Raw genomic sequence first — 21,825 nt, 5'->3', positions numbered from 1 at the left:
TGAACAGACGCGAAACATCGCCACGAACAATGTATGCTCTGAACGGAAACAGCTCACCCTTTCATCAGGTGGGCTGCTCGCGCGCCAGCGACACAGAACGATACACACCATCGAATGCCCTCTTATATCCTCATCGTCCACTCACGCTTTAAGACTGCTTGGCACCATCTGTCCCGCCAAAACGCCCGCTGCCGTTCTTCCTAAAAAACGGAAAGCCTTGGAGCACCGTCGCAACGCACCGTTTTCCTGCACTTACCGCTCTCTTCTTCGTAAATGTTCAATTTAACATCTTTCCGAAAGAAGTCTCCCACTTCGAAGCGAAGTGAAAGTGGGAGATGAATGTCGGTTGGCGTCAGCCNNTTCTTGTGTGTGGCTTACCGTTCGGCGAACACACACAAGTCGCTCGAAGCCCCCATCTCTAAGCGAAGCGTAGGTGGTGGGTAGTTCACAAGGACGTTTTTTCTCATTATACCAAGGTAAGGCGCCCAAGCCTACCGTCCGACAACAAGCCGCAACATCTCTTTTCCTTTTCTCTTCCCCATTGTATAATGCAGCGAGAATCCCTCCGTTAATCATGTTTTCCGGTAAAAAACCGCGTTGGACGATGCCCCAACGCGGGTTTCCTTACAGCTCATCAAACCCATTATCCACTTGCACTTTCGTATATTGGCGCGGTTTTTGCTCGAAGAAGTCTGATTTGCCGAGGTCGACTTCTTCATACGCTTTAATCCAGCGGAGCGGGTTCGTCCGATAGCCGTCAAACGGGCGGTCAAAACCGAGCTGATGAGCGCGGACGTTGGCGTAAAACTTAATGTACGCTTCCAAATCAGCCAAGTCGATGCCATCGATGTCATTCCCGATGATTTCCCCGGCCCATTCGATTTCCAGCTCAGCCGCTTTCGTAAACGTTTCACGGACAAAATCGGAAAGCTCCGGCGTCCGATACTCCGGGTATTCGTTCAACACTTCTTTGAAAATTTTCGCAAACAAATCAACATGAATGTGCTCGTCGCGGTTGATGTAATTGATCATCGTGCTCGTCGCCACCATTTTTTGCTGGCGCGCGAGGTTGTAGAAAAAGGCGAACCCCGAGTAGAAAAACAATCCTTCTAAAATAACGTCAAAGACGATCGACCGCAGCAAGTTCTCCACATTCGGCTCTTCGGCAAACGCCTTGTAGCCGTTCGTCACAAAATCGTTCCGCTTGCGCAGCGTCGGTTCGTTTCGCCAAAAGTCGAACACTTCATCTTGCTTTGCTTTCGGCACAAGGCTCGAGAGCACGTACGAATACGAATGGTTGTGAATGACTTCCTGCTGGGCAAGCATGATCATCAAGGCATTGATGCTTGGATCGGTAATGTAATCCGCCACACGTCCCGCGTAATCGGTTTGAATGCTGTCAAGCAGCGCCAACAGGCCGATGATTTTCAAAAACGCCTCCTGTTCGCGGGCGGTCAGCTGCGGAAACTGCTTCACATCTTGGGCCATATTGATTTCAAACGGCGTCCAAAAATTGGCGAGCATTCGCTTATATTTCGCATATGCCCATGGGTAGGCGATATCGTCCCAGTTCAACACATTCGAGCAGCGGCCGTTGATAATGCCCGTCGAACGGTTCGGCGCCTCTGGATCCATAATCGGCCGTTTGACTAAGCGGATCGTCATGGTGTCGATTCCTTCCTTTCTCTTTCAAGTATCGTGATGCGCGACCAACCGCGGACGCCCCTCCCGCACAAGGAAGGGAAAGCCCGACCAAAGGCGTTTGTTGCGCCCCATGGTCAGCTCGCGCAAGAATCGCACTCGTCGATCGTCCCCGATGTCGAACGCACGTAATACGTCGTTTTCAGCCCCGACTTCCACGCCGTCAAATGCAAATCGAGCAGCTCTTTTGCCTTAATCGTGTTCACGACGTAGAAGTTAAAGGAGATGGCTTGGTCGATATGGCGCTGGCGGGCGGCGTTTTGCTTGATGCTCCAGCGCTGGTCGATATGGTACGCCGATTTGTAATACCATGTCGTCTGTTCGTTTAAATCCGGCACCGTAACGGGAATCTTATAATCTTTCTTTTCCTCGGCGTACACTTTTAAGAAAATCGGGTCAATGCTCGCTGTACTGCCGGCGATGATCGACGTCGAGGCGTTCGGCGCCACCGCCATCACATAGCCGTTTCGCATCCCATAGCGGGCCACGTCTTGCTTCAGCCGATCCCAATCCAATTCACCGTGGCTTTCGTAGCCGCGCCGCTCAAAATAAGCGCCCGTCTGCCAGTCCGACCCCGGAAACGCCGGGTAGCTCCCTTTCTCTTTGGCGAGCTCCATGCTCGCTTGAATCGCCAAATACGCGATCGTTTCATACAGCTCGTCGGCATAGCGGACCGCTTCCTCCGACTCCCAGCGAATACCTTTTAACGCCAAAAGATGATGCCAGCCAAAGGTTCCAAGCCCGACAGCGCGGTATTTTTCGTTCGTCAGGCCGGCCTGCAGCACCGGAATATTGTTTAAATCAATGACATTATCGAGCATCCGCATTTGAATCGGGATGAGCCGCGCTAAAACCCCATCGGTCACCGCCCGCGCCAAGTTGATCGACGATAAATTGCAGACGACAAAATCGCCTGGGATTTTCTCAATGATGATCATCCCGTCTTTCACATATTGCCGCTTCGTCACTGTCGGGCTTTGGTTTTGCGCGATTTCCGTGCAAAGGTTGCTGCAGTAGATCATCCCGAGATGGCGGTTCGGGTTTTGCCGGTTCACTTCATCGCGGTAAAACATAAACGGCGTCCCCGACTCGAGCTGGCTGCGCATAATGCTTTTCATCACGTCGATCGCCGGCACTTTTTCTTTCGACAGCCTTGGTTCGTTGACGCATCGCCAATATTTCTCGCGGAAACTCCCGCGCCCTTTTTCCTCATCATAAAAATCTTCCAAGCTAAACCCCATCACCTTCCGCACTTCATGCGGATCAAACAAGTACCAGTCGCCGCGCTGTTCGACTTGCTCCATGAACAAGTCCGGAATGCACACGCCGGTGAACAAATCATGCGTCCGCAGCCGTTCGTCGCCGTTGTTGAGCCGCGCATCGAGAAACGCAAAAATGTCTTTATGCCATACATCCAAATAGACGGAAATGGCCCCTTTGCGCTGCCCCAGCTGATCGACGCTCACCGCTGTATTGTTCAACTGCTTCATCCACGGGATGACGCCGGAGGAAACCCCTTTGAACCCTTTGATGTCGCTGCCGCGCGAACGGATTTTGCCTAAATAGACGCCGATGCCGCCGCCCGATTTCGACAAGTTGGCGATGTCGGTGTTGCTGTCATAAATTCCTTGCAAGCTGTCATCGACCGTATCGACAAAGCAGCTTGAGAGCTGGCCGTACGACTTCCCAGCGTTGGCAAGCGTCGGCGTCGCCACGGTCATGTATAAGTTGCTTAACGCCCAATACGCTTCCTTCACGAGCGCAAGCCGCTGCTTTTGCGGTTCATTCGCCATGAGCGTCATGGCAATGACCAAAAACCGCTCCTGCGGCAATTCATACAACCGCCGCTCATAATCGCGCGCCAAATACCGGTCCGCGAGCGTGCGCAGCCCAATGTACGTAAACAGCTTGTCCTTCTCCGGATCAAGAAACGCACCGATGGCGTCGACTTCTTCTTTCGTATAACGTTCAAGCAAGAACGGACTGTACACCCCTTGTTCCGTCAGCGCAACAAGCAGCGAGTAGAAATCGCCATACCGCTCGCGTTCATCGTACCCGCGCTGCCGCGCCGCTTCACGGTACAATTGCCGCAAATACAGCCGGGCGCACACAAACGTCCAGTCCGGCTCCTCTTCATCAATGTAAGAAAGTCCTTCCAAAATAGCCGTTTGGTGCAGCTGTTCTACCGTGACGGACTCCTTTCGGCTAAGAAGCTGCCAAACACGCTCGACGTATTCATCAAGCGACAGACGGCCGAATCCAGCGGCGGCTTGCCCAATCAGCGACGCAAACTCTTCACGTGAAAACGAAACCGGCTTCCCTTGGTCATCGAGGATGATCGTTTTCGTCAATACGGTCATTCGTTTCCCCACTCCTTCAATAAAAAATCCGCTCGGGCAGGCGAGCGGATGAAACGACAGACGGAAAAAAGGCATACGAAACCCTTTTTCTTTTCCCCTATCGTTTCATCTTCTCACACCCCGAAGAACATGAAACGTTCCAAGCAAGGCAGGTCTCCTGACTCGTGCATCGTCCTACTTTGGGGCCTTCCCAGCGGCGCGCCGAACGGCTCTTGCCGCCAGTGGCCATCCCATTTCGTCCGCACATACAGTTGCGGGGGCAGTTCCGGATTCACACCGGATTCCCTATTAAGTCCTGATGGACACCATTGCTTGGCAGAACGATATGTAGTTGTACAACAAGACTTCAAAACCAATATATAGTATTTAGCATCCTGATGGAACAAGCATATACCAAAACCGGGAAAATTGCAAGAGCGGGAGAAAGCAAATTTTCTCTTTCGCTTCGCCAAAGGCAAGGAAACTGTCCGCACCATCGAAAAAGGCGTTCTAGGTGTCGCCCTTAGAACGCCCTGTCGTTTCCCTGCTACGCCTCCAAAACAGACGCTGGCCGCTCCTCGCTTTGTGCGGATGAAGCAAAATCGTACTTCTTTTCCACATACACTTGATGCCAAACCATAAACGCCAACACCGTCCACAGCTTGCGGCTGTGGTCCGCCTTGTGGCGGGCATGTTCATCCAGCAGCCGATGGAGCACATCCTTATGGAACAGATGATCGGTTTCGCTTTCGTGGATGAGCTGTCTCGCCCAGTCATACATTTCGTTTTTCAGCCAGTGGCGAATCGGCACGGGGAACCCTAATTTTTTCCGGTTTAACACATGATCCGGCACGATGCCTTCGGCGGCTTTACGTAAAATATATTTCGTCGTACCGTTGGCTATCTTCATATCAGGGGCGATTTGCCTAGCAACCTCAAATACCTTTTTGTCTAAAAAGGGAACGCGCAGCTCAAGCGAATGGGCCATCGTCATTTTGTCCGCTTTGACTAAAATATCGCCCCTTAGCCATGTATGAAGATCAATATACTGCATCCGGTTGACGGGCGGGTCATGAAGCGTTTCGCGGTAAAACGGAGCCGTCACCGCCGTATATTCGCACCCTCCTCGGTACGTTTTGAGCAGCGCCGCTTTTTCCTTTTCGCTATAGATTTTGGCATTGCCGACATACCGCTCTTCAAGCGGCGTCGTGCCGCGCTCCAAAAAGCTTTTTCCTTTCATCCCGTCCGGAAGCAGCTTCGCGATCATCCGCAACACCGCTTTTACGATGTTTGGCATACGCACAAACAGCCGCAGCGACTCTGGTTCGCGGTAAATGTTGTAACCGCCGAACAGCTCGTCCGCCCCTTCGCCAGAAAGCACAACCGTGACATGCTTTCTCGCCTCACGAGCGACAAAATAAAGCGGCACCGCCGCAGGATCGGCAAGCGGATCGTCCATATGCCACATAATTTTCGGTAGCTCTTCCATATACTCCTGCGGTGAGATGACATAGCTAATGTTGTCTACCCCAAGCTTCTCTGCGGTTTCTTTTGCGACATCAATTTCGCTGAACCCTTCCCGCTCAAATCCGACGGAAAAGGTCTTCAGGTGCGGATGGAATTGTTTCGCGATGGCGACGATGAACGATGAATCAATGCCTCCCGACAAAAACGCACCGACCGGCACATCGCTGCGCATATGGACGCTGACCGAATCAAACAGCGCATCGCGGATTTGCTTGACAAGCTCCTCTTCCGATTGGCGAATGGGGTCGAAGGATGCCTTCCAATAACGATGAATCGTGAGCGGTTTTCCGACTTGTTTCTTGAGATAATGCCCCGGCTCCAGCTTGTAAATGCCGGCCGACATCGTCAGCGGCTCAGGGACATATTGGAATGTTAAATAATGCTGCAGGGAATCGCCGTTTAGCGACTCCTGTCCCAGAGCGAGCAAGATGCTTTTCTTTTCCGAAGCGAAAAACGTGCGGTCTCCTTGCTCCGCATAAAAAAACGGCTTAATGCCGAACGGATCGCGCGCCGCAAACACCGTTTTCTCTTGCTTGTCCCAAATGACAAACGCAAACATCCCGCGCAGTTTTTCGACCGCTTTTTCTTTTTCGGCGCTGTAAAGGGCGACAATCACCTCAGTATCCGAATGCGTCGCAAACGAATATCCTTTCGCCGCCAGCTCCTCCCGCAATTCAAGATAGTTGTAAATTTCCCCGTTAAAAATGATCCAATATCGATCGTTTTCATAAGACAGCGGCTGATGCCCCGCCTCCAGATCGATGATGCTCAGCCGCCGAAAGCCAAAACTCACGTATTCATCAAAAAAATACCCCTCATCGTCGGGGCCGCGATGGGTAATCAGGCGGTTCATCTCCATCAACGTTGTTTTCCATGTTTGCTCAATCGCTCTCGGGCGATCATGAATACAGCCAATAAAACCGCACATGGCGATGATTGTCCCTCCACTTTGCTAAGAAGAATCCAAAAACTAAACGAAAAACCTTTTTGTTTAAAACTAAAATTATGGATACAAAGATACTTTCGGCTCTTCACCACAAAGTGTACTTGACAAAGAAAGACGATTATGATAGAGAAAATCAAAACAGCATTTTTCCTTTTTATACCACACATCTCTTTGAGCAACATTGCTATCATGTTTGTCTTTAAAAGTCAAGTACATCTTTTGGTGATGAACCATACTTTCATTCTATCGTACACAACGTCAAGTTTCAAAAACAATCTGTTTCCATTTTTTCAGGAACACTGCTTGCAAGATTTTCAGTTCCTCATAATATTAACGATAAAGTATGGAGAAAGTGTGAATTTCACCATTTTTGCACATCGATCTGTTACGATAAAAACACACACGTGTTACAAAGGAGTTGAGAATGGCTTGTTAGCGCTTATCCTTTTTTTGACTTTTCTCATCGTTTCCCTTTGTTTTGTTCTCTTGAGAAGACCTCTGAACGGGAGGATGGATCAACTGTCGCTCGGATTGTATATTTCCTGTTTCTTGCTATTGGCCGCCTCATTATCCTATTATGCAAGTTCGGCCCAGACAGGCGATGCCATCAAAGCCTTCATACAGAACAGAAACAGCAGAGAAACCAATCCGTCCCCCAGCAATCAAGCAAAGGAGGCGAATCGATCAGCTGCCTCTTCAAAGAAACAAGCGCTAAGGACATCCGTCCTGATTGACGCCCCTCTTTTGTCTCAGCTTCCGGAACTGCCGAGGGGATGCGAAGTAACCAGCTTGGCCATGCTCTTGAATCATGCCGGCATTCGCGTCGATAAGATGACGTTGGCGAAACAAATCAAGAAAAACCCTACTCCGTATCAAGTGCGGAATGGCCAAGTGTTTTACGGCCACCCAAATGAAGGGTTTGTCGGCGATATGTATACGTTATCGAAGCCTGGATACGGCGTGTACCATAAGCCGATCAAGCAGTTGGCTGAGCGGTACTTGCCGAACCAAATCATCGACTTAACAGGGCAATCGTTTGAGAACATCTATACATACTTGGCCAAAGGCGCACCGGTTTGGGTGATCACCAACACCACCTTTCGTCCTCTTCCTCCCTCTGCCTTTCGGGAATGGCAAACCCCGCAAGGCCCGATCAAAATCACGTACCGGGAACACGCGGTGCTCATTACGGGATACGATGAGCAGTATATTTATTTCAATGATCCATTGACCGCTGTCAAAAACCAAAAAGCGCCGAAACAAGACTTTATCGACGCTTGGGTTCAAATGGGACGGCAGGCGATTACCTACCACCGTTAGACATCGGTGAATCCGAATCGCTTGCCTTTTTTGAATTTACCGCAACCGTGCCGGGAACGTATTGGTATCATTCCCATCAAAAAAGCGCCGAGCAAGTGGACAAAGGACTGTACGGAACATTAATCGTAGAACCGAAAAATGAAGAAAAAGTCGATCGAGATTACACGCTTGTATTCGATGAATGAAAAGTGCCCCGTCATCACTTCGGGGCACCTTCCGTATGTTATTTCACATCATATCCTTGCTCTTCAATCGCTTCTTTCAGTTTTTCTACGCTGACCTTTGTTTCATCATACTCCACATCGACAGTTCCTTCTTGCAAATGCACTTCTACACGGCTGACGCCATCCAACGCTTGAAGGGCATTGGTCACTGCCGCTTTGCAATGTCCGCATGTCATTCCTTGTACTTGTAATGTAATGGTCATCGTCCATTCCTCCTTGAATGTTTATAGTTTCACGCGTTTCAAACGAAGCGCGTTGGCGACAACCGACACAGAACTGAATGCCATCGCCGCTCCAGCGATCCATGGCTCCAATAATCCGAAAGCGGCGACCGGAATGCCAATCGTATTATAAAACAACGCCCAGAACAGATTTTGCCGAATGTTTTTCATCGTTTGGCGGCTCAACTCAATGGCTTTCGGGATATGGCGTAAATCGCCGCCGACCAAGGTCACGTCCGCGGTCTCGATGGCGACATCAGCTCCTGTGCCAATCGCCATCCCAATATCCGCTTTGGCCAGAGCTGGAGCGTCGTTAATCCCATCGCCGACCATCGCCACACGTTTTCCTTGCTTTTGCAATTCCTCGACGATGTTCGCTTTGTTTTCCGGGAGCACCTCGGCGTACACATGCTCAATGCCGACTTCATTGGCGATCGCTTCCGCTGTCCGTTGATTGTCCCCTGTTGCCATATAGACATCGATGCCCATTTGTTTTAATGTTTGAATGGCTTCTTTGGAGCTTTCTTTTACCGTATCCGCGACCGCAATGATGCCGGCAAGCTGTCCATCGATGGCAACGAGCATCACTGTTTTCCCTTGTTTTTCAAGCTCTACCATTTTATCTTCATGCACAGAAATCGCTACAGAGCGTTCCTTCATCAATTTTCGCGTCCCAATAAGGATGCTTTTTCCGTCAATGACAGCTTCAATTCCGTGGCCGGTAATGGCGGAGAAGTGCTCCAATGGCTTCATCGAAATCGCTTGTTTCTTCCCGTATTCAACAACCGCATGAGCCAGCGGATGCTCCGAAGCGCTCTCGGCGGAAACCGCATAATCGAGCATGTCCTCGCGGAAGGCCAGCACATCGGTGACTTCCGGTTTTCCTTTTGTCACGGTTCCTGTTTTATCGAGTAATACGGCATTGATTTGATGCGTTCTCTCTAGGTACTCACCTCCTTTAAAGAGAATTCCCTGTTCTGCCCCTTTGCCGGTGCCGACCATAATCGATGTCGGTGTGGCCAAACCGAGCGCACAAGGGCACGCGATGACAAGAACGGCGATGGCCGCCTCAAGCGCTTTCGCCAAATCACCCGGCGCAGCAAAGAAGTACCAGATCATAAATGCAACAACCGCAATTCCGACAACAATTGGTACGAAAATACCCGAAATGACATCCGCCATCCGCTGAATCGGAGCTTTCGAACCTTGTGCCTCTTCGACGATTTTAATGATATTGGCAAGTGCTGTATCTTTTCCTACTTTTTCTGCTCGAATGGTCAGCACCCCATTTGTATTCATGGTCGCTCCGATCACATAGTCGCCTTCCTTCTTATCAACCGGAATCGATTCACCGGTAATCATCGATTCGTCTACGGAAGAGGCGCCGGAGATGACTGTACCGTCCACCGGGATTTTTTCTCCTGGCTTGACAAGGATCGTATCGCCGATCACCACTTCCTCGAGCGGAACTTTTCTTTCTTCCCCATTACGGATGACAGTAGCTTCCTTTGCCTGCAGGCTGACTAGCTTCGAGATCGCTTCGGTTGTCCGCCCTTTCGCAAGAGCCTCAACGTATTTTCCGACAAGCACAAGCGTAATCAAGACGGCGCTTGTTTCAAAATACAACCTTGGCATATATTGAGGATTCCCAAGCGTCCGAAAAGCTTCGTACAAGCTGTAAACGTACGCAGCCGATGTTCCAAGCGCCACGAGGACGTCCATGTTCGCGCTCTTGTTTCGCAACGCCCGGTACGCCCCGACATAGAAAGGACCGCCGATGTAGAACTGAACAGGTGTAGCGAAAAGAAGCTGAAACCACGGATTCATCAAGAGCTGCGGCATCGGCAAGCCCATATCAAACGGCATATGAGCCAGCATCGTATAAAGCAGCGGCAACGATAAGATGATGGAAATGGCAAGTTGCCGTTGTTTTTGTTTCAACCGCTCTTCTTTCCGGCCAGCATCGTCTTGTTCTTCGTTTCGAATTTGCCCCTTATACCCAAGCTTTTTGATTTTCTCTAAAATGTCTTCGACAGATGCAACACCCTCCTTGTATTCGACCACCGCGCTGTTTGTCGCCAAGTTGACAGCAGCGCTTGTCACACCTTCCATCCGATTCAACCCTTTTTCAATCCGCGTCGCACAGGCCGCACATGTCATTCCTTCAATATCAAGCGTCACTTTTTCCGTCGCAACGCCATACCCCAAATTCTCAATTTTCGTTTCGATATCGGCGATCGTTTGCTTCGATGGATCGTATTGAATCGTGGCTTTTTCCATGGCCAAATTGACATGGGCTTTGACGCCTTCCATCTTATTCAATACTTTCTCAATCCGATTGGCGCACGCGGCGCATGTCATGCCGGTCACCTTCAGCGTCACGGTTTTCGGCTCCCCCATTTCCCGTTTCCCCCCTTACTTCGAAAATTGTTTCATCACATCCATCAATTCGCGAATCGATTCGTCTCCGCTCCCTTCACGGATCGCTTTCGCCACGCAATGGCTCACGTGGCGTTCAAGCAGCTGCAGCCCGACTTGGTTCAACGCCGCTCTGATCGCAGAAATTTGCACTAAAATATCGATGCAATACCGATTGTCCTCCACCATTTTTTGCACCCCGCGCACTTGCCCTTCAATGCGCTTCAAGCGCTTGATGATGCGTTCGATTTCCTGTTCCGTTCGTGGAACCATTTTTTTATCCACATGATGATCTTCATAATGGTTCATCAAACATCACCTCTTTTCATTACATTATACCGGTAATGGGTATAAAACGCAACATAAGCTCCTTAATACAAATCATGCCCACCATCATCAAGCCAATTGTTCAGCTGACTCGGACTCATTGCCTACCGAAAGAAAAAGCGAACGGTGCTCACCGTCCGCTTTGGGCAATCCATTGAACAAACCGTTCGATCACCTGATCCAACAATTGGATCGTTGCTGCGTCCGTCAATTGCCCCGATTCATCGAACTTTTGGTTCACAAAATTAATCAATACCTCGTTCCCGGCAGGCGGCAACACTTTCGCAGCCAGCCCCGGGCTTTGCAAGATTTGGCGCAAATGAAGCTGGGCTCGGATTGTTCCCATCATCCCTGTCGATACTCCGACAATCATCACGGATTTATTGACCAACACTTTGTCCACACGCGACAGCCAATCTAGCGCGTTTTTCAGCACGCCGGGAACGGACCAATTGTACTCCGGTGTCACGATCAAAACCCCGTCCGCATCCGCCACTTGCCGCTTGAATGCCGCCACGACTTCGGGCGGATCGAGTTCATCGTCTTGATTGTAATGCGGCAGAGCGCCGATATCGGCAATGTCCAATTGGAATTTGTCTTTGTACCGTTCTCGCATAAACTCCGCTAATTTCCGGTTATATGAGTCTTTTCGCAAGCTTCCGACAAGAGCCACAATGTTCATCATTTTCGTCCTCCTTCAAATGGGGTTGATGGTCAATTTCCCCCGCAGCGCAAGGCGAGCGCGCATTCCCTTACTATTTTGCCATTCGATTCCATCAGCTGCCTTTTGCTTCAAATTCCCCTTGCGGTCATTCCCATTATAACTCTTCCCCGTTCGTCGCGATGACGTTTTGATACCAATCAAACGACTTTTTCTTTCTCCGCTCGAGCGTGCCGCTGCCGTCATCGTGTTTATCGACGTAAATCAACCCGTACCGTTTTGAAAACTCGCCGGTCGAGGCGCTCACGAGGTCAATGCAGCCCCATACGAGATAGCCAATCAATTCGACGCCATCGGCGATCGCTTCACGCGCTGCTTCGATATGACGGCGCAAATAGTCAATGCGGTAATCGTCGTGAATCGAGCCGTCTTCTTCCACTTTGTCATGCGCCCCAAGCCCGTTTTCCACAATAAAAAGCGGTACGCGATACCGATCGTACAACCGGTTTAAAATGATGCGCAGCCCTATAGGGTCGATCTCCCAGCCCCAGTCGCTCGCTTTAAGGAACGGGTTTTTCACCCCATCAAATACGCTGCCGGGGATGAGCTCATCATCCATCTTGTCTTTTTTCTGGGTGACGGACATATAGTAGCTTAAACCGATATAGTCGACCGTATGCTTCTTGATCAGTTCCAAATCCCCGTCGCGAATATCGAGTTTCACCCCGCGCTCGTCGAACACGCGTTTCATAAAGGATGGATACTCGCCGCGCACTTGCACGTCGGCGCAAAAGAAATTCAACAGCCGCTCCTCTTCAAGTGCATGCATGACGTTTTCTGGATTGCAGTCGTACGGGTACACGGGGGCGGCGAGAATCATGCAGCCGATTTTTGCGTCCGGAATGATCTCGCGGCACGCCTTCACCGCCAGGCTGCTGGCGACAAATTGATGATGGAACGCTTGAAACAACTCTTGATATTTCGTCTCTTCGCTTTCCGGCACAAATCCCATGCTCATGAGCGGAAAATGGAGCGCACCGTTTATTTCGTTAAACGTCAGCCAATATTTCACTTTATCTTTATAACGCTGGAAAATCACCTTGGCGTAACGTTCAAACAACGTTACCAGTTCGCGGCTCCTCCAGCCACCGTATTCTTTGGCCAAATGGAGCGGCATTTCATAATGGGAAATCGTCACCACCGGCTCAATCCCGTATTTATGTAACTCATCGAACACCCGATCATAGAAGGCAAGCCCTTCTTCATTTGGCTCAAGCTCGGTGCCGTTCGGGAAGATGCGCGTCCAGGCGATCGATAGGCGGAACGCTTTAAATCCCATCTCAGCAAACAGGGCTATATCCTCTTTATACCGATGGTAAAAGTCGATCGCTTCATGGTTCGGGTATGTATACTTCTCTTTATCAATGGCAAACTTTAGTCCTTTCTCTTTCAGCAGCTGCTGTCGTATTTTCCCTCCCGGAAGCACATCGGCAATGCTTACCCCTTTGTTTCCTTCGCCAAATCCTCCTTCGATCTGGTTGGCCGCCGTCGCTCCTCCCCATAAAAAGTTGGTGGGAAACGCCTCGTTCGTTGTAACCACTAGTCAGTCCCTCCTGTGCAAGTATGCCTCCCCACTAGCTTACCACAAACGCCGCTCCGCCTACACCGACGAATGCTTCGTTCCGCTGTTTCTTCTCCCCCATAAAAAACCATCCTTACAACGGGTGGTTGACATCGGAAGAAACACGAATCGTTTGCCTTTTCGTCAACTCCACATCGACCGTTAACAGCTCTTTTTTCTCCCAACTGACGAAACGGTCTTCCCATAACACGTGGCAAGAGTGAGCATTCATTTCAAGCACGATTTCCCTCGCCCCATCACAGGCAAAAATGACGCAATCCCCGATGTGGAACATAACGATCACCCTAGCCGAAAGACGATCCCGTGACCGCCTCTCGGATACTCCCAACGAATATTTTCATACGGACAGCCGATGCGGCAGCTGCCGCATTCATGGCAGCCTTCATAACCGACATGCATCCGCGTTCCCTCCCATTTATACACCGCCGCCGGGCAGAAAATCGTGCAAATTTTATCCGGGCATTTCGTCAGGCAAATGTCGTGGTCAAGGACGTGAAGGTGGGACTTCGTATCGGCATTAAAGCGGATTAAATATTGTTTTTCCTCAATCGTTGGCAAATGACTCATTATTTCATCACCTCCCCATACCTTGAACACATCACGCGCCAATTTGAGTTTTTCTTTCACCGAGCCAAGATCGCGCCAAATCTTTTTCTGTTTTTCCCATTTCGATGTCCCATCGACCGTAAACATGTGGCTGGCCGCCCGGTTGAGCAGCGGAATGTAGCGTTCAAAATATTGCGGGAACGCATCAAAATGATGGGTTGCATCTTTATACTTCTTCAAGTCTTGGACAATAAAGCTCTCCATCAGTTTCAGTCGATAATGGTCAAGCATGCTCTCCGAGAAATCGTTGTACGTTTTTGCCATAATGATCGTTTCGGCTGCCAGGCGTCCGGAAGTCATCGCCATGTTCGATCCTTCGCGGTGAATGGCATTGACGAGCTGAGCGGCATCCCCAACGACAAGCACACCGTCCCCGACCACTTTCGGCATCGAGTGGTAGCCGCCTTCCGGGATCAAATGCGCCAAGTACTCGACCGGCTCGCTCCCTTGGAGATACGGCCGGATCATCGGATGGTTTTTGACATATTCGAGCAGCTCGTACGGTTTGATTTTATGTTTGATCAGCCCGGAAAGCAGCGTGCCGACGCCGATGCTTAAGGTGTCTTTATTGGTGTATAAAAATCCGGTTCCTAATATGCCTTTTGTTGCATCGCCGAGCAGCTCGATCGTGCATCCTTGCTCCGGATCAAGGTTGAAACGTTCTTCGATCACTTTTTTATCGAGCTTGACAATGTCCATCACTGCGAGCGCGACTTCATCCGGCCGCCATTCACGGTGAAACCCGAGCTGTTTCGCCAAAAGCGAGTTCACGCCGTCCGCCAGCACGACGACATCGGCATACACCTCGCCGTCCGGGCGGTCGGTGCGGACACCGACGACGCGGCCTTTTTCAACGATGCATTCGAGTGCCACCGTTTCACAAACGAGCAACGCCCCTTGTTCGACTGCTTTCTCGGCAAACCATTGGTCAAACTTCGCCCGCAAAACGGTAAAGTTGTTGTACGGCTCGCAAATGATCCTCGAATGCCATCAAAAGGTCAATGGGATCTATGGATACTACCGCGTGAAGGCATGGATCAAACGAAATTATGGGAAGACCGTGAATCATAAGCGAGTGTACCGACTGATGAAAGAGTTGGGGGTTCAGGCCAAAATCCGTCGAAAAAAGCCGAAGTATAAAGCGGGAAAGGAGAATATCGTAGCGTCGAACGTGTTAAACCGTGATTTTGCGGCCACTGCAGCCAACCAAAAATGGGTGACGGATATTACCTATGTGCCATTTCAAGGAACCTATTTGTATCTGTCTGCTATTAAAGATTTGTACAACAATGAAATCATTGCGTATCGCATCAGTCGTTCGAATGACTTAAAATTGGTGATCGAAACGGTCAAGGATGCCATCAAAAAACGGGATGCGCGAGGAGTCCTTCTCCATAGCGATCAAGGCTCCCAGTACACATCCCGCCAGTACCATCAACTGCTGAAGGCTCATCATATCATTCCTAACCCGTGGTGCTAGTTGAGCTTTAGCGCTCAACTATAACTGTGCAATTTAATTCTTCTGCTTCCGATACAAATGTTACAATTTTTGAAATGCAGTATGATTTAAATAATGAGAAGATCATATCAGTTTTTAAAATACATTATGATGGAACTTCAAAAGAGATAACTGATTATGAAACAGGCGAAACAGAAGTTATTACAGAGGATCAAGAATGTACAGATTGCTCTGTTTCAAACGAGGAATTTAATGAAATACAAGATACATTACAAAACATAGAAGAAGTTGCTGTTTTACAAAACGAAATAGATGCTATTTTAGATACACAAAGTAATACAAATAATGAGAATAATGCGGAGAATATCATCTTTAGAGCAAGCGCTATTTGCCCAAAAGGTACTTATCCAAGTCAAATATGCAAAAATGTTCCGGCGTTTAGTATTTCAAAATATCTTGCTTGTATGTTGGTGATTAAAAAGCACAGAACATGCAGAGCAGTAGCATCCTATGTAAAGAAAGAATGTATATTGGAGTGTATGCCTTATACTTAAAATAAATTTTAGCAAGGGAGTGTTTGAGTGAAGTTTTTTCACGATATTAATGAGGATAAAGAGTATTCCCTAAGCCTTATTTGCTACTCAATATTAAACATAATCACTCTAGGAAAGATAAGGTTTTTTCGTATGAAAGTAGCTGAACTGAAAAGAATTTTAGAGGAAACCAAAAGACTTCGTTAATCTTTAAGGAAGAAATAGCTCTCCTTTAAGCTTAAACAGATCTTGGGAGGGCTGTTTCTTCCTTTCTTTTTAACCGATTTGAAAAAGAAAGGCGCTTGTTCAATTAAAGCCAAACAAACCTTGACCTGATACGAATAATATTCGATGTCGTAGATGTCCCTAAACTTGGGTAAGCTAATCTAAACTAGGACTCTCCTCGTGTTTCGCTAGTCCCTCTTAGGTAGGCTCAAATTTGAGTACATCTTTTTTTCGACTGACAAAAATAAAAATACGATGCCGGCGTGCCTTTTTATGCGTCCGAAAATTCCAGAATTACTCCTTAAAAATAACATTGTTTTAACCCTTACCAAAAAAATGACCTCTAAAATTGGCGTATAACACGTTTTAAACAGCGGGGTAATGGATGGTTTTAATCCCCTTGATTAAAAACGCCTATATTAAAAACGCCTATACGGTCCTACTAAACGCCTTAAAATCGATGCGGTTGTTTTTTGGAGGACGACATCGTATTTTAAATGATTGACTGTAGTTGAGTAAATTTACTAACATAAATTTACAACCAAACAAAAAAGGAGACATGAACCCGACTCCTTGGTTAAAATAGATGTGCTAACCAACCATTCACAAGGAGGCTCATGTCTCATGAATAGATTAGCACATCATCAAGGAATCCACAAGTTTTTCATGGCGTTGGGGTTGGCGCTTTATTTCTCGAAACCGGTCATCAAGCATCTCGTTCATATTGTGGATGCCTTGACGACCAAGGGATTTTCGGGAACGTTGACCGATGTCCATCACTGGAGTTTTCATCCCAACCATCGAACAACGCTCAGCCATTTTTTCACGAAAAGCCCTTGGGATGAAGAGACGTTGCTTCGCAAACTCCAGCAATGGATCCTTCATCGCATCAAGCGAATCGCCAAACGGGAGAATCAACCCCTTTTTGTTTCGATTGATGATACCATTTGCCAAAAAACGAAGCCTTCGTCACGGGCCACGCACGCCATTCAAGGGTGTGATTGGCATTTCTCCCACAAAGATCATCAATCGGTCTGGGGGCATTCGCTCGTTTGGCTGATGGTACACACCATGACTCAGGCATTCCCGTTCGCGTTTCGTCTTTATGATAAGGCGGCGGGAACAAGCAAAGTCGACCTAGCGATGGAGATGCTTTCTTCGCTCAAGGTGAAGCCGGATCATCCGGTGTATGTGCTCATGGATTCATGGTATCCGTCCAAAGAGCTCATCGAAGCCTGCCTGAAAAAGGGATTCCATGTCATCGCGATGCTCAAGACGAACCGAATTCTCTACCCGAAAGGCATCGCCGTCCAAGCCAAGCAGTTCGCCCGCTATCTCGAACCGCGAGACACCCGCCTCGTCACGGTGGGGAACGAGCGCTATCGTGTCTACCGCTACGAAGGTGCGCTCAACGGTCTTGATGATGCGGTGGTGCTGCTTACTTGGAAGGCTGCTCAGCCGATGACACCCGAACATCTTCATTGCATCTTGAGCACCGATCGGGAGCTGAGTGACGAAGACATCTTGCGTTACTATGCCCAACGCTGGTCGATCGAATGCTTTTTCCGGCAGGCAAAAGACCAGCTGAAGCTTGATGGGTACCGTGTTCGCCACGTTCGGGCGGTCAAACGGTATTGGATCACCGTGTTGTTGGCTTGCGTGTACAGCATAGCCGAATCTCAACAAGACCTCTCCGCCGGACTGGAGCTTCTTCGATCGCGGAAAGGACACAGCCTAGTTGAGTTCATTTACAACGCGGCGAAGCAAGATATTCCCATTGATGTTGTCAAAAAACAACTCCATGTCGCCTAAGGGTTACCCTGTTTGTCTCTTTGTTAATGGAAAATATTGTAATGAAAATTACTCATCTACAGTAAAACATGATAAAATTTTTTTAGGATGATTGGTACATTAAAAAAAGTTAATATTGCTAGGTATGGTGAACTTGTAAAACTAACAATTTGTGGTAAACTAGCATCTATATTAAATTGACACCTATTATGAACAGACGGTATAATTAAACAAAAAAGAAAAATGGGATGTTTTATGGTTTCGAGTGCAGTATTATCTAAAAATTTTAATCAATTTTCAAAAATTTTGTACCATGGTACTACTTCAAAACATTTTGATTCGCTTCAAGAAGGAGTCAATATTGATCTTTGTCAAGAATATACCGATTTTGGAAAAGGTTTTTATTTGACATCCAATTTTATCCAAGCAAGTAAACATGCAGAGAAAAGAGCTAAGTTAGAAGGCGAAGAACCAATAGTGTTCGTATATGTGTTAGACATATCAAGGTTAAAAAAGGAATATAATGGATATATACTGCATAAGATGGATTTAGAATGGGCAAAATTCATATATAACAATCGCTCAAAAAAACAATGCTTTACTCACCGTTACGATTATGTATTTGGCGGCGTAGCTGACGGAAAAATTTTTGACCTTGTTAATTTGGTCGATAGTGGAGAGCTTGATATTGAATTGTTTTATGAAGAAATTGCTCAGTATGCAACATATGACCAGCTATCTATTCACAACCAAAACATTTTCACATATAATGTGATTACCCTTCAAAAGGTGGTGAAAGCATATGATCAACAACAAACGTACAATGACAAGAGAACAGTTAAGAAATAAATTGAATTATGAGCACGAGCACGGCTATCCTTCTTTTAGAAATGAAATTGCAAAGGTTCTACAAGATAAATACAATATGGATTTTTCAAAGGCAAAAGAAATAGTTTGGGATCCAAAAATTATAAATAAAATCACCGAAGATATTGAATGGGCTCAACATATGGGACCAAATTTTTGGGCAAAATATATTTATGAGGAATATGAAAGTGTTTTTCCCAAAAGAGTAAAAAATTTAGAACTACAGGTATCGAATTAAGCTTTTAGCAAGAGATTATGCTAAAAGCTTAATTCTTTTCTTTGTCACATATTACCAGAAACATCAAGCACCTATTTATTACTTTAAAAAATAATTTATGCATCTTTGGTAACAATACTTCCATAATGTTGTTTTTGGCAAGTAGAAAATGTATGAAATGGCAATTAAAAATGCATACATACACTTGCCAAATTCCATGGTTAACGTTGAGAGATTGAGTCTTTGTATCGGTGACTTTCACCATTGAAGATGATTAAATGAGAATGATGAATCAGCCGATCAATGACGGCCTCTGTTAAAATGGGATCGCCAAAGACATTATTCCATTGGCTAAAAGGTAAATTGGTTGTCACAATGATGCTTTTGGTTTCATAACACATGGAAATAACTTGAAATAATAACTCTGCCCCCTGTTTATGCAATGGAATATAGCCCAATTCATCAAGAATCAAGAGATCCAACTTTTCGATTTGATTGAGAAATTTACCAAGGTCACCTTTTTCATTGGCCTCCAATAAAGCATTGACAATGGAGGCGGCCGTATAGAACTTCACTCTTTTTCCTTGTTTTTTCATCAAATTGAGGGCGATGAGAGTGGAAAGGAATGTTTTACCGGTTCCCACTCCGCCATAGAAGATAAGGTTTTCCTGATTTTTCGTAAACTCACCTTCTAAAATATAATCTTTTGTGATGCCTGGGGCTAGTTGAATCTCCCGCCAATCATAAGGTTTATTTGGAATTTTCGGCAATGTCGCCTGTTTTAGTAGTAAATTTATCCTTCTCTCATCTCGATGCTGCACTTCTCGTTCAAACAGCTTCAGTAAAAATTCCTCATTTGTTTCCGCATGGATGGTATGGTAATTGGCTGGAATCCAGCTTAATTTTAGTCTTTTGGCATATTCCTTAATCATTTGTTCCATGATGCCACATCTCCTTGGGATTCGAATAGGCGGTCATAATGCCTTACTCCTCGGATGGCTTCCGGCATATCTGGAACGTGTTTTTTCGGTTGAATTGGCTCTCGTATACCTCTTCCATTGATTAATTGATAAAATACCTGTTTAATCGATTCTACTTTCGGATGACCATACTGGGAGGCAATCCTCAAAGCCTGTGTCGAAACTTCGAAATCATGTTCTTTTAGTAAAACAGCTAGTAGTTGTAATGCTTCCTTCTTTTCTTGAACGGTACAATTGGAAAAATAATTTTTCCATTCTTCCGGCATCTTTTCATAGAAATCCGTATATTTTAATGCATTTGGCCTTTTGGCCATTAACGTAAGATATGGTTGCCATTTCATTGATTTTTGTTTTGTGCCATATAAACGCTCGTGCTTGATAATCAGCTCATGCTCTTCTGTTAAAATGGCAATCTCATGATAAGAGATCTTTGCCAAAACCTTTTGTTTGGCAAAACGGGGAGACGTGGAATATAAATTGTTTTCTAAATGGATGAAACCGTACTTATCAGCCGTGACCTGCTCATATCGGACACATTCAAATTCTTTGGCTGGCAATTGAAGAAATAACGCTTGTTCTTCTTCAAATAATTCAGCGATGAGTCGCTCCTTCTCATAATGCGGACGATTCCAGTCCTTCTCACATTTCTCCCATAAAGATTCATTAAAACTTTCTAGTTGATAGATTGTTTGTTCAGGTAAAAAGAAATTGTTTCGAATATATTTCACCTTTGATTCGACATTCCCTTTTTCATTTCCGCTGGCTGGGTTGCAGAACTCGCATTCAAAGCCATAATGTAAAACGAATCGTTGAAATGTCTCTGTCAATTCTCTTTCTCCGTTTGGCAAGATCGTTTTTACTGCAGGGGAGAGATTATCAAAACGAATGACCCTTGGAACCCTTCCCATATAGTGAAAGATTCGTTTTAATCCTTCCAAGAAACATTCTTGATTTTGAGCTGGCATGACTTGCACATAGGCCGCATTACTGTAAGGGAATGAAACGACCAGGTAAGGAAAATCGACGTATTTCCCCTGATAGAGAAAAGGAGCTTCTCCAAAATCAACTTGAGCCGTTGCAGGTTTCGATTCTAAAGGTAACGCAGCTGGTTCACTTTGTTCGAGCAGTTCTTGTTTTCTTTTTGATACATAGAGCCGAACAGAACGATCTGAACCTGTAAATCCATATTCTTCTTTTAAGATTTCATACATTCGTTTCGCAGTTCTTCGATATTTTTTCTTCTTTGTCAAGTCCTCTTTAATCCATTGATCCAATATCGGTTTCACTGGATCCATCACTTTCGCTTTTCTCGTTTGTTTAACTTTTGAGGGATTGAAGTCTTCCATTTCCGCATACTTCTTCACTGTTCTTGGATCACGATTCATTCTTTTGGCAATATCGGAATAGGAACATCCTTTTTGGTTTGCTTCATATCTGATATAATGAATTTCAGCCACTGCTAACATCTCCTTGAATACCTCCCGTTGAACTGTTTTGTCCAACTAGGAGGGTAGTGTATTTGGGGAATGTTGGCAAGTGGTTTTTTGTTTTATAGGACCTGCATAAATTAATTGCCAAACGTTACATTTTTAGTTTGCCATAAACATCGACTAGCGAACTTTGAACATCAAACCTTAAGGAGTATTATTGAATTTATTTTGTTGTTCGATAAAATCATATCTTCCTTTGGGGGAAATTTTCCCTATCATCAAAAGTAATTCTAAAACTCTCTTTAATTAGAGGGTTTTCCCTTTCTATGTAACTACCCACTTCCTAATAGAGCTTCCTTTGAAGCCTAAGCTGCTTCGTTTCGATGGTGAA

Annotated in this window: 18 protein-coding genes, 2 pseudogenes and 1 riboswitch; of the genes and pseudogenes, 7 read left to right on the top strand and 13 right to left on the bottom strand. The window is 46.6% G+C overall.

Annotated features, from left to right (window positions below):
* Positions 1-624: 624 nt before the first annotated feature.
* The 3 genes from ETR37_RS01990 to asnB all read right to left on the bottom strand — a co-directional run bounded on the left by ETR37_RS01990 (position 625) and on the right by asnB (position 6,495).
* On the bottom strand, positions 625-1,665 hold the full coding sequence (locus ETR37_RS01990) for a ribonucleotide-diphosphate reductase subunit beta (RefSeq protein ID WP_081133315.1): 1,041 nt from the start codon (positions 1,663-1,665) through the stop codon (positions 625-627).
* Between the two features lie 113 nt (positions 1,666-1,778).
* Entirely contained in the window at positions 1,779-4,136 is a 2,358-nt protein-coding gene (locus tag ETR37_RS01985; RefSeq protein WP_129446832.1) for a ribonucleoside-diphosphate reductase subunit alpha, read from the bottom strand.
* A gap of 55 nt (positions 4,137-4,191) precedes the next feature.
* Positions 4,192-4,387, bottom strand: a riboswitch (cobalamin riboswitch).
* A gap of 200 nt (positions 4,388-4,587) precedes the next feature.
* Positions 4,588-6,495, bottom strand: coding sequence for an asparagine synthase (glutamine-hydrolyzing) (gene asnB / locus ETR37_RS01980; protein ID WP_060788692.1), 1,908 nt, complete (start codon positions 6,493-6,495; stop codon positions 4,588-4,590).
* Between the two features lie 447 nt (positions 6,496-6,942).
* On the opposite strand from asnB, the gene ETR37_RS01975 reads away from it, so the two are divergent.
* Positions 6,943-7,833 (top strand): C39 family peptidase, encoded by an 891-nt coding sequence (locus ETR37_RS01975; RefSeq protein WP_033006881.1) that lies wholly within the window; start codon positions 6,943-6,945, stop codon positions 7,831-7,833.
* A 29-nt stretch (positions 7,834-7,862) separates the two neighbouring features.
* Positions 7,863-8,015, top strand: a pseudogene (locus tag ETR37_RS01970) (multicopper oxidase domain-containing protein); the annotation flags it as partial.
* Between the two features lie 41 nt (positions 8,016-8,056).
* Here ETR37_RS01970 and copZ read toward each other — a convergent pair.
* The 8 genes and pseudogenes from copZ to ETR37_RS01935 all read right to left on the bottom strand — a co-directional run.
* Positions 8,057-8,260: a copper chaperone CopZ gene (copZ, locus tag ETR37_RS01965; RefSeq protein ID WP_011230404.1), complete on the bottom strand. Its 204-nt coding sequence runs from the start codon at positions 8,258-8,260 to the stop codon at positions 8,057-8,059.
* Positions 8,261-8,281: 21 nt separating this feature from the next.
* The gene (locus tag ETR37_RS01960) at positions 8,282-10,678 is read right to left on the bottom strand and encodes a heavy metal translocating P-type ATPase (protein ID WP_129446831.1); all 2,397 of its coding nucleotides are present in this window, start codon (positions 10,676-10,678) and stop codon (positions 8,282-8,284) included.
* 15 nt (positions 10,679-10,693) lie between these two features.
* Complete coding sequence (locus ETR37_RS01955; protein WP_013523213.1) at positions 10,694-11,005, bottom strand: metal-sensing transcriptional repressor; 312 nt, start codon at positions 11,003-11,005, stop codon at positions 10,694-10,696.
* Positions 11,006-11,153: 148 nt separating this feature from the next.
* A complete protein-coding gene (locus tag ETR37_RS01950; protein ID WP_164977973.1) occupies positions 11,154-11,705 on the bottom strand; it encodes an NADPH-dependent FMN reductase in 552 nt (183 codons plus the stop codon).
* 136 nt (positions 11,706-11,841) lie between these two features.
* Positions 11,842-13,284: a glycoside hydrolase family 1 protein gene (locus tag ETR37_RS01945; protein WP_020756879.1), complete on the bottom strand. Its 1,443-nt coding sequence runs from the start codon at positions 13,282-13,284 to the stop codon at positions 11,842-11,844.
* Positions 13,285-13,399: 115 nt separating this feature from the next.
* Complete coding sequence (locus tag ETR37_RS01940; protein ID WP_033006882.1) at positions 13,400-13,600, bottom strand: hypothetical protein; 201 nt, start codon at positions 13,598-13,600, stop codon at positions 13,400-13,402.
* Positions 13,601-13,605: 5 nt separating this feature from the next.
* Complete coding sequence (locus ETR37_RS19350; RefSeq protein ID WP_165754979.1) at positions 13,606-13,893, bottom strand: ferredoxin family protein; 288 nt, start codon at positions 13,891-13,893, stop codon at positions 13,606-13,608.
* Between the two features lie 15 nt (positions 13,894-13,908).
* Positions 13,909-14,901, bottom strand: a pseudogene (locus ETR37_RS01935) (FAD-dependent oxidoreductase); the annotation flags it as partial.
* On the opposite strand from ETR37_RS01935, the gene ETR37_RS01930 reads away from it, so the two are divergent.
* From ETR37_RS01930 to ETR37_RS01910, 5 genes are all read left to right on the top strand, one after another.
* Entirely contained in the window at positions 14,789-15,412 is a 624-nt protein-coding gene (locus ETR37_RS01930) for an IS3 family transposase (RefSeq protein WP_081133252.1), read from the top strand. The pseudogene ETR37_RS01935 and the gene ETR37_RS01930 sit on opposite strands and share 113 nt — an antisense overlap.
* Before the next feature lie 26 nt (positions 15,413-15,438).
* The gene (locus ETR37_RS01925) at positions 15,439-15,945 is read left to right on the top strand and encodes a hypothetical protein (protein ID WP_200861017.1); all 507 of its coding nucleotides are present in this window, start codon (positions 15,439-15,441) and stop codon (positions 15,943-15,945) included.
* Between the two features lie 828 nt (positions 15,946-16,773).
* Positions 16,774-17,961: an IS701 family transposase gene (locus ETR37_RS01920; protein WP_081133251.1), complete on the top strand. Its 1,188-nt coding sequence runs from the start codon at positions 16,774-16,776 to the stop codon at positions 17,959-17,961.
* A 234-nt stretch (positions 17,962-18,195) separates the two neighbouring features.
* Positions 18,196-18,789 carry a DUF3990 domain-containing protein gene (locus tag ETR37_RS01915; protein WP_033006532.1) on the top strand — a complete coding sequence of 198 codons (594 nt, stop codon included), beginning with the start codon at positions 18,196-18,198 and terminating at the stop codon, positions 18,787-18,789.
* Complete coding sequence (locus ETR37_RS01910; RefSeq protein ID WP_128570091.1) at positions 18,743-19,045, top strand: hypothetical protein; 303 nt, start codon at positions 18,743-18,745, stop codon at positions 19,043-19,045. The genes ETR37_RS01915 and ETR37_RS01910 overlap by 47 nt, the downstream gene beginning before the upstream one ends.
* Before the next feature lie 200 nt (positions 19,046-19,245).
* On the opposite strand, the gene istB is transcribed toward ETR37_RS01910, so the two are convergent.
* Both istB and istA read right to left on the bottom strand, forming a co-directional pair.
* Positions 19,246-19,965, bottom strand: coding sequence for an IS21-like element helper ATPase IstB (gene istB / locus ETR37_RS01905; RefSeq protein WP_013399917.1), 720 nt, complete (start codon positions 19,963-19,965; stop codon positions 19,246-19,248).
* Positions 19,953-21,470, bottom strand: a complete 1,518-nt coding sequence (gene istA / locus ETR37_RS01900; RefSeq protein WP_013401401.1) for an IS21 family transposase — start codon at positions 21,468-21,470, stop codon at positions 19,953-19,955. Before istA ends, istB begins: the two co-directional genes overlap by 13 nt.
* Positions 21,471-21,825 lie beyond the last annotated feature (355 nt).

This window comes from Geobacillus sp. PK12 (assembly GCF_004123125.1).
GTDB classification, from domain to species: Bacteria; Bacillota; Bacilli; order Bacillales; family Anoxybacillaceae; genus Geobacillus; species Geobacillus zalihae.
The sequence above is the reverse complement of the archived record's forward strand: the minus strand, read 5'-3'. Positions and strand labels throughout refer to the sequence as shown.

Excerpts from the sequence above, each read along its gene's own strand:
- ETR37_RS01990 (WP_081133315.1), bottom strand. The coding sequence starts at position 1,665 with ATGACGATCCGCTTAGTCAAACGGCCGATTATGGATCCAGAGGCGCCG.
- ETR37_RS01985 (WP_129446832.1), bottom strand. The coding sequence starts at position 4,136 with ATGCCTTTTTTCCGTCTGTCGTTTCATCCGCTCGCCTGCCCGAGCGGA.
- asnB (WP_060788692.1), bottom strand. The coding sequence starts at position 6,495 with ATGTGCGGTTTTATTGGCTGTATTCATGATCGCCCGAGAGCGATTGAG.
- copZ (WP_011230404.1), bottom strand. The coding sequence starts at position 8,260 with ATGACCATTACATTACAAGTACAAGGAATGACATGCGGACATTGCAAA.
- ETR37_RS01960 (WP_129446831.1), bottom strand. The coding sequence starts at position 10,678 with ATGGGGGAGCCGAAAACCGTGACGCTGAAGGTGACCGGCATGACATGC.
- ETR37_RS01955 (WP_013523213.1), bottom strand. The coding sequence starts at position 11,005 with ATGAACCATTATGAAGATCATCATGTGGATAAAAAAATGGTTCCACGA.
- ETR37_RS01950 (WP_164977973.1), bottom strand. The coding sequence starts at position 11,705 with ATGAACATTGTGGCTCTTGTCGGAAGCTTGCGAAAAGACTCATATAAC.
- ETR37_RS01940 (WP_033006882.1), bottom strand. The coding sequence starts at position 13,600 with ATGTTCCACATCGGGGATTGCGTCATTTTTGCCTGTGATGGGGCGAGG.
- ETR37_RS19350 (WP_165754979.1), bottom strand. The coding sequence starts at position 13,893 with ATGAGTCATTTGCCAACGATTGAGGAAAAACAATATTTAATCCGCTTT.
- ETR37_RS01930 (WP_081133252.1), top strand. The coding sequence starts at position 14,789 with ATGCATTCGAGTGCCACCGTTTCACAAACGAGCAACGCCCCTTGTTCG.
- ETR37_RS01920 (WP_081133251.1), top strand. The coding sequence starts at position 16,774 with ATGAATAGATTAGCACATCATCAAGGAATCCACAAGTTTTTCATGGCG.
- ETR37_RS01915 (WP_033006532.1), top strand. The coding sequence starts at position 18,196 with ATGGTTTCGAGTGCAGTATTATCTAAAAATTTTAATCAATTTTCAAAA.
- ETR37_RS01910 (WP_128570091.1), top strand. The coding sequence starts at position 18,743 with ATGATCAACAACAAACGTACAATGACAAGAGAACAGTTAAGAAATAAA.
- istB (WP_013399917.1), bottom strand. The coding sequence starts at position 19,965 with ATGGAACAAATGATTAAGGAATATGCCAAAAGACTAAAATTAAGCTGG.
- istA (WP_013401401.1), bottom strand. The coding sequence starts at position 21,470 with ATGTTAGCAGTGGCTGAAATTCATTATATCAGATATGAAGCAAACCAA.